This window comes from Microbacterium sp. (genome assembly GCF_047972865.1).
Lineage (GTDB): Bacteria > Actinomycetota > Actinomycetes > Actinomycetales > Microbacteriaceae > Microbacterium.
In genome coordinates this window covers 1-7,722 of the sequence record NZ_JBKEAY010000016.1, presented here as the reverse complement: position 1 = coordinate 7,722, position 7,722 = coordinate 1, and the positions used below count along the sequence as shown (strand labels likewise).

Genomic DNA, 7,722 nt, shown 5'->3' with positions numbered 1-7,722 from the left:
GCCACTCCAGCGTCGTGAAGGCAGCGCTCACCCGTGCGGCGGTGCGCGGGTCCAGTCCGCTCGTGGGTTCGTCGAGCACCAGCAGTCGAGGCCGGGTCACATAGGTCCAGGCCAGCAGCGCACGCTGCGCCTGCCCGCCGGAGAGCTGGGCCGGCCGCCGCGACAGCAGCGCCGGGTCGAAGGCGGCCTCCGCGACACCCGTGCGCACGAGTGCGCGCCGGTCGGCGCGGGAGGCACCCGGGTGTGCCAGGCGCGCGGCGGTGCGCAGGTGCCCGGCGATGGATCTGGCGGGGTCGAGTGCGCTGGCCGGGTCCTGCGGCAGGTACGCGGCGATCCGCCCCCGCACGGCGCGCCGCCCCGCGGGCCGGAACGGATCGTTCCCGTCGACCCGCACCTGGCCCCCCGTGTGCTCCAGACCGTCGGCGACCGCTCCCAGCAGCGCCTGCGCGAGCGTGGTCTTTCCCGAGCCCGACCGACCGACGATCCCGAGGATCTGCCCCGCATGAAGATCGAAAGTGGCATCGGTCACGATCGGGATGCCGCCCGGTCCGGTGATGGTCAGGCCCCGCACCGCGACGAGGGCGCTCACGGTGCCGCCCCGGCCGGGCCCAGTCCACCCACGCGCGTCTCGGCGGCTCGATCCAGCGCCACCGTGACCCCCACCGCAAGCACCACCAGTAAGACGGCGGGCACGATCACCGGCGCCGGGTTGGACATCATCCCGGTGCTGTTCTCGCGCACCAGGCGGCCCCAATTCGCCGCGGGGGCGCCCGCACCGAGACCGAGAAAACCGGCGGTCGCCGCCAGTTGCGTCGCGGCCACGAATCGCACCCCCGCCTCGGTCAACGCCGTCGGCGTCAGCCCCGGCAGGATGTCGTCACGCACCCGCCGCCACCGGCTCTCGCCGCGGGCCGCGGCATCGCGCGCGTAGTCGGTGGCCGCCAGCGCCGCGGCCCGCTCGCGCAGCACGCGCACCGAGAACGGAATGCTGACCGCCGCGATCACCCCCATCACGACCAGATCGTTGCCGGGGAAACCCGCGGCCAGCAGCAGCAGCACGATGATGGCGGGGATCGCGGCGACGGCATCCACCAGCCGCATCACGACGCCGGCAAGGCTCGTCCGCGAGGTCGTCCCCGCCCAGACCCCCACAGCGAGTCCGACCGCGCTGCCGATCAGGGTCGCCGCGCCCGCCTGCAGCACGAGCGTGCGCCCGCCGGCGAGCACCCGAGCCAGCACGTCTCGCCCCAGCACATCGGTGCCCAGCGGCCGGGCGGGGTCGGCAGGCTGGAACGGACCGGCCGCGGCGGCCGTCGCACTCGCGGCCGGGATGTCGGGGCCGATCAGCGCGATCAGCACGACAACCACGGCGGGTGCCACCGCGAACCACCGCGCGGGGCTCATGGTGTCTCCTGCCGTTGGGTGCGGTGCTGCAGAATGCGAGTGAGGATGTCTCCGCACAGCAGCACCGCCAGCACGGCGGCGCTGATCGCGAGCCCCAGTCCCTGCACGAGCGGGACGTCGCGCTGCCCGACCGCCCGGGCCAGCTCAGCCCCCAACCCCGGCACGTTGAAGAGCGTCTCCACCACGATGGCGCCGCCGAACAGGCCCGCGATCATCACGGTGTAGGCGTGTACCGCCGGTGGCGCCGCGTTGAGGGCGATGGTGCGCAGCAGCGGCAGCCCGCCAATGCCGTTGAGCCGCGCGAACTCGACATACGGGGTCGCGACGGTCTGGGCGACCGAGGCGCGCAGCAGCCGCATCGTCGCTCCGAACCCGCCCGCAGCCAACGCCGCCGCCGGCAGCATAACCAGGCCGGGGTGCTGCCAGAGGGTGTCGCCGGCGGGCACCAGAGCCACCGCCGGCGCCAGCGGCACCCAGACGGTGAAGACGAGCAGCAGCGCGGTCGCCAGCAGAAAGTCTGGGGTGGCGATGAGGGTGAGCGTCGCACCGCTGAGCACCCGGTCTACCCGCCCACCCGGCCGCAGTCCTGCCGCGACCCCGAGTCCGGTGGCGAGGATCAGGATGCCGGCAGCCGCCGGCACCAGCACGGCCGCTGTCGCCCCCAGGCGCGCGCCGACGGTGGCGGCGACCTCGCGCCCCGACACGAGCGACACTCCCAGTTCGCCCCGCAGCGCACCGAGAATCCACTCGCCGTACCGTTCGGCGGCGGGCCGGTCCAGGCCGAGCGCAACGCGCACGGCATCGCGCTCGGCCTGTGTGGCCTCTGCCCCGGCCAGTACCCCGACGGCGTCGCCGGGGAGGACCTCGGTGACCCAGAACACGGCGAGCGAGATCGCGGTGAGGGTCACCACGGCCGTGGTGACCCTCACCGCGATCCAGGGCAGTAGTCGCACCGGTCAGTCGGTCAGCACGACCTGCGACAGGTCAGGGAACTGCAGGTCGCGCACGCCGGTCACGCCGTCGCGGGCGGCACTGACCACAGGCACGAACACGGGGGCGATCTGGTTGCCCGTCTCCCACAGCATCCGTTGCGCGCGGTGCGACGCGGTGATCCGCTCCTCGGCATCCGTCGCAGAACGCGCAGTCTGCACGAGGACGTCCACCTCGCCGAAGGTGCCCGGCGTGTGGTTCGGTTCGAACAGCGCCGGCGGCGTGTAACCGGCCCGGAACGGCAGCGCCAGATAGGCCGGGTAGTCGGCGAACAGTTGGCCGACGGGCAACTCTCTCAGCGTCGCGTCGATGCCGACCGCCCGCAGATCTTCGACGATGAGGGTGCCGGTCTCGACCATGCCCGCCAGCTCGGGTCCGACCGTGAGTTCCACACTCGCGCCGTCGGCCCCCGCCTGCGCGATCAGGTCACGCGCCCGGTCGGGGTCGTACTCGCGTTGCGGAATCGAGGTGTCGTAACTGGCGAACCCGAGCGCGGGGATGTCGTTGCCGATGGCACCCCGCCCGTAGTAGACGTTGTCGAGGATGCGCTGCCGGTCGATCGCCAGCTTGAACGCTTCGCGCACACGCGGGTCGTCGAACGGCGCGACGGCGGTATTCATCGTGAAGCTCAGGTACGACAGGTAGGGGGCTTCGCTCGCCGACACACGGATGCCGTCGACTCCGTCCAGGGTCTGCGCCTGAGCCGGGGTCATGCCGCTGATGTAGTCGACCTGTCCCTGCCGCAGCGCGCTGGCCTGCGCCGTGCCGTCGGCGATCGAGACGAGTTCGATCGCCGCCAGCGACGGCGCGTCACCGTAGTAGTCGTCGTTGCGCTCCAGAAGGGTCGACTGGCCTGGTTCGAAGGCCGCGACCGTGAACGGACCCGACGAGGGGGTGTCGGCGGTGAACTCGGTGGTGCCGTCCTGGATCGCGAGCATGCTCTGACAGATCAGCGAGCGGCCGTCAGCGATCGGGGACAATGTCGGGAGCACGACGGTCGACGCGTCCGGGGCCGTCCCCGCGTCGAGGTCGAACCCGCGGGCCACGACCTGCGTGAAGGGCAGGCCCTCCAGCACCATCGGGGCACGCAAGGAGTAGAGCACGTCGGCGCTGGTCAATGCCGCGCCGTCGGTGAAGGAGATGCCGTCTCGGACCCGCAACGTGTACGTGCCCAGGTCGTCGGCGACCTCGATCGACTCCAGCACGCCGTAGGCCACACCGTCGTCAGCAGCGGGGTCGAGCTCACACAGCGGCGCGTGCACGAGTCGCGCCCGCACGTAGTCGAGGGCGGTCGGGCCCTTGAGATAGTTCAGCGTCTCGTTCGCTCCGCCGCCGGTGAACGCGGCACGCAGCGTGCCGCCGTCATCGGGAACGTTCGGTGCCTGCGCTTCCGCCGCGCATCCGGCCAGCGCGACCAGCGCCAGCGTGACGGCGCCGGCGACGACGCCGCCGCGCCGGAAGGTCGACGGCATTCGGGTCGACTTCATGTATGGATCCCCCTTGTTGTCCCCGGTGGTCCGTCGTCGCGCTCGTGTCGTCGCTGCGATCGCCGTGTCGTCGAGTTCGTCTGGCTCGTCGGGCGACCGGCATCCACCGACGTATACAACGTATACCAGTTATCGAGAATCATTATCGATTCCGCAGACGCCACCGGTAGGCTCCGTCCCATGTCGGACCCGCCGCTCTCCCGCGACGCGATCGTCGATGCGGCACTGGCCCTCACCCGCGCCGACGGGCTCAGCGCCGTCACGATGCGCGCCGTCGCCTCCCGGATGCATGTCACGCCGATGGCGCTATACCACCACGTGGGAGACCGCGACGGACTCGTGCGCCTGGTCGCCGACCGGGTGGGGTCGTTCATCCACCCCGAGACCGATTGCGTGCGGGACTGGCAGGATCGCGTGCGCGCGTGGGCCGGTGCGCAGTATGCGACGCTGCGAGAGTATCCGGGCGTGGCCGCCTGGCTCATGGACAACGGGCCCGCCGGCCCCGAGGCCTACCGCCTGCTCGAGACGCTGACCGGCACCCTGACCGATGCCGGCTTCTCCGACAGCGCTGTCGCCAGGATCGCGACGCTCGTGATGAGCTGGACGTTCTCACGCATCGCGATCGAGGACAACGCCGCCGCGAGGGAGCGCGGCCCGCGACGCGGTCGCGCTCGGGCCTTCGTCGCCGGTCTCACCGACATCGACCCCACGACGCACCCGAACGCCGCGCGGGTCGGCGTCGAGTTCTTCACGCTGCCGCTGCGCGAGACCTTCGACGGCGGCATCGAGACGATCCTGGCCGGGTCGATCGCCCTTCACCCCTCCGCACACCCGGTCCACTGAGGGTGCACGCGGTCGCGCCGAAGGATCCGCACCGCGCGTGGCCGCCGCGCCGAGCGCCAGCAGCGCGGGGCCGACCTCACCGCGTGAGAATCACCTGACTTAGGTCAGGTTAGTGTCCATCGCGGATGGCGTTGAGTGCGTCTGCGAGGTCGTCGGGGATGGGGTCGGCGGCGGTGAGGGTGTGGCCGTTGGCGTTGATGTTGATTTCGCGGTAGCGGCGGGTGGTGGTGATGAACTTCTTCAGTGACCAGCCGGTCGTGGTCTCGATGCGGCGGGCGATTGCGAGGGCGGCGAACACGATGGTCAGGTGCGCGTCGATCGAGTCGCGGAGCCGGTGGTAGATGGGTCGTGCGGCGAGGTCGTGCTTGGACATCCGGAAGCTCTTCTCGACATGCCAGAGCTGGTGGTAGGCGCCGATGACGAACTCCGCGTCGGCGGTATCAGGGAGCATGCTGGTGATGTAGCCCTTGAACCCGGCCAGTGCGCGGGCCTTGGCCTCAAGCTCCCGGTTGACCTCGCGGTGCTCGTCGGTGAGGGTGAGGAACCGGTTGCGTTTGACCTGTGCTCTTCCGGCGGCGATGGTCTCGGCCTTGCGGACCTGCTCGTCGATGCCGTGCAGGGTCCGGCGGGCGCGGGCGGCGCGGTACTGGTAGTAGATCCGTGCTTCGCGCCGGTTTCCGGCGGGGCCGGTCCAGGTCGGTGTGGAGAACACCTGCCCGTCAGTGATCGGATCGCCGGGATGCTCGTCGATCCAGCGTTGGACGACGTAGGGCATCTCGGGGACCTTCTGCCCGATGATGTATGACAGTCCGGCGTCGACGAGCTTCGTGCGGTTCTCGTGGGAGAGCATGCCCGCGTCAGCGACGACCGTGACGTCCCGGACCGGATGGTCGGCACGGAACTGCTCGATCACCGGCAGCATCGTCTTGGTCTCGGCCTTGTTCCCCTCGAACGCGTGCAGCCGCAGCGGGAACCCCGTGCTGTCGGTGAGCAGCCCGATCGTGATCTGCGGCTCCAGACGTCGTTCTTTCGAGTACCCGGGCTCACGGAACCCGTCGCCCTCGCTGGTCTCGAAGTAGAGCGTCGACGCGTCGTAGAGCACCAACGCGGCCGGCCCCAACAGAGCCCGTGACGCGCAGGCGGCGGCCAGGCGGGCACGGAAGGCCTCGGTCGCGTAACGGGGCAGCGCACGGGTGATCGTCCGATACGACGGCGGTGCCATCCCGGCCTCCTCGAGCACACGGATCGAGTCGAGCTTGCTGGTCGGCTCGATCAGCCGCGCAATCACGAGACTGCGGAATACCGCGTCACCGCCCGCGGCGTCTTCGAACCCCAGCTGCGCGTAGACGTGGCCCAGCCCGTCCAGCAACGGCCCCATCCGCGCCGCCGTGATCGGCAACGGCCCGCCCCTTGCCGGCCGGGCCTGAAGGCCAAGATCCAGTTCCGGCTGCCCGGCCGCGATCCGCTGACGCGCAGCGGCCTTCAACGCCTCCAACTCCGCGTCCGTGTGCGCGGAGCCGACATGCTCCAGATCCCGCTTCCCGCCCCGGTTCGAGTACACGATCTGCACCGCCCGCGCCCCCGACGCGGTCTTCACGACACGCACATGCGGAGACACGAACCCACTCTATGGGCCCGACTTAGTGCACAGAATCAAGCCAACCGCGAGACAAAACCCCAGATCAGAACCACCCCGAAGTCCAGACTGAACCGATCATGACCTAAGTCAGGACGGCGCTCACGGGTGTGCCGTTCGCGGTAGTGGTCGCACCGATGAGGTTCAGGATGATCTCGCGACTTGTCAGTGGGCGGGCGCGCCAGTTGATCGAGATCCGTGAGAACAAGCGGTGCTCGATCTTGTTCCATTTGCTCGTGCCCGGTGGCAGGTGTGACACGGTGACGTGCAGTCCGGTCTGCGCGGCGAACTCAGCGAGTTCGGTTTTCCATAGCCGGGTGCGGTATCCGTTGGAGCCGCCACCGTCGGCGGTGATCAGCAGCCGGGTCGCGCCAGGATAGGCCTGCTTGCCGACGTGGTTCCACCAGGTGCGGATCGTGTTGACCGCGAACTGTGCGGTGTCGTGATCAACGCCCACGCTCACCCACCCGGTGTCCGCGGCAAGGTCGTAGACCCCGTACGGATTCACTTTCCCGAGTTCCGGATCCTTGAAATCGTGGACTTTCACCGGGGTCGGCGCACCCGCAGGGAGCCACTCACGCCCGCCGTTTTTGAAGTTCCCGACGAGTTCCTTCTTCTTCGTGTCCACGCTGATCACCGGCTCCCCAGACCCCACGTGATCGGTGACTTGCGCGTTCAGGTAGCAGAACTGGGCATCACGATCAGGATGCTGGTTCCCCTCGACCTGCTTCGTATTGGCTTGCAGGCTGAAGCCTTCCGCCTTGAGCAGCTGCGCGACCTTCTCCGCGGAGACCGGGTGCCCTTGCAAAGTGAGTTCCGCCGCGAGCTTCTTCGTCGACAACGTCGTCCAACACAACGCCGACTCCGGATCACCCCGGCGGGTCGGCTCTACCAACTCCAACAAAGCCCCCACGATCCCCGGATCCGTCTCGGTGATCGGCTTACGGCCTGCGCCCGGCCTGCGAACCCGTGCTGAAGGTTCAACACCGTATTCCAACTCCGCAACACCACGGGCCACCCGACCCCGCGACACCCCCGCGGCGCGAGCGACCACCGCAATCCCACCATGCCCCAGCGAGCGAGCTTCGGCAGCAAGCGTCAACCGAGTCGCGCGCTCATCCAAATGCGGCAGCAGGGCCTCGAACTTCGCACGCAACGCGAGACGCACTTCCTCCGAGATCGCCATACACCAATGATCCCACCCAAATCACCACAACACCCAATAATTTATTGGCGTATCCTAAGACAGTGCTCGACGCCGCACCCTCTTGTTCAGCGGGTAGGAGCCGACTCCGCCCCGCAGGCGCGTCACGGCAGGAGAAATCACGAAGACAGGATGAATCCGCGCGAATCGTCCTGTAC

6 protein-coding genes and 1 pseudogene are annotated in these 7,722 nt (G+C 69.4%); 1 reads left to right on the top strand and 6 read right to left on the bottom strand.

What is annotated here, in order from left to right:
* The 4 genes from ACK5KK_RS00910 to ACK5KK_RS00895 form a co-directional block, all read right to left on the bottom strand.
* Positions 1-589, bottom strand: a 589-nt coding sequence (locus ACK5KK_RS00910) for an ATP-binding cassette domain-containing protein (RefSeq protein WP_416888210.1), incomplete at its 3' end; no start/stop codon positions are given.
* Complete coding sequence (locus tag ACK5KK_RS00905; protein WP_416888209.1) at positions 586-1,404, bottom strand: ABC transporter permease; 819 nt, start codon at positions 1,402-1,404, stop codon at positions 586-588. The genes ACK5KK_RS00910 and ACK5KK_RS00905, both read right to left, overlap by 4 nt.
* The gene (locus tag ACK5KK_RS00900; protein ID WP_416888208.1) at positions 1,401-2,333 is read right to left on the bottom strand and encodes an ABC transporter permease; all 933 of its coding nucleotides are present in this window, start codon (positions 2,331-2,333) and stop codon (positions 1,401-1,403) included. The genes ACK5KK_RS00905 and ACK5KK_RS00900 overlap by 4 nt, the downstream gene beginning before the upstream one ends.
* 27 nt (positions 2,334-2,360) lie before the next feature.
* Complete coding sequence (locus tag ACK5KK_RS00895; protein ID WP_416888207.1) at positions 2,361-3,881, bottom strand: ABC transporter substrate-binding protein; 1,521 nt, start codon at positions 3,879-3,881, stop codon at positions 2,361-2,363.
* 180 nt (positions 3,882-4,061) lie between these two features.
* On the opposite strand from ACK5KK_RS00895, the gene ACK5KK_RS00890 reads away from it, so the two are divergent.
* On the top strand, positions 4,062-4,724 hold the full coding sequence (locus ACK5KK_RS00890; protein WP_416888206.1) for a TetR/AcrR family transcriptional regulator: 663 nt from the start codon (positions 4,062-4,064) through the stop codon (positions 4,722-4,724).
* Between the two features lie 109 nt (positions 4,725-4,833).
* On the opposite strand, the gene ACK5KK_RS00885 is transcribed toward ACK5KK_RS00890, so the two are convergent.
* Together ACK5KK_RS00885 and ACK5KK_RS00880 are read right to left on the bottom strand one after the other, a co-directional pair.
* Positions 4,834-6,294, bottom strand: coding sequence for an IS1634 family transposase (locus ACK5KK_RS00885; RefSeq protein WP_416888211.1), 1,461 nt, complete (start codon positions 6,292-6,294; stop codon positions 4,834-4,836).
* 157 nt (positions 6,295-6,451) lie between these two features.
* Positions 6,452-7,546, bottom strand: a pseudogene (locus tag ACK5KK_RS00880) (ISAzo13 family transposase); the annotation flags it as partial.
* Between the last annotated feature and the right edge of the window lie 176 nt (positions 7,547-7,722).

Excerpts from the sequence above, each read along its gene's own strand:
- ACK5KK_RS00905 (WP_416888209.1), bottom strand. The coding sequence starts at position 1,404 with ATGAGCCCCGCGCGGTGGTTCGCGGTGGCACCCGCCGTGGTTGTCGTG.
- ACK5KK_RS00895 (WP_416888207.1), bottom strand. The coding sequence starts at position 3,881 with ATGAAGTCGACCCGAATGCCGTCGACCTTCCGGCGCGGCGGCGTCGTC.
- ACK5KK_RS00890 (WP_416888206.1), top strand. The coding sequence starts at position 4,062 with ATGTCGGACCCGCCGCTCTCCCGCGACGCGATCGTCGATGCGGCACTG.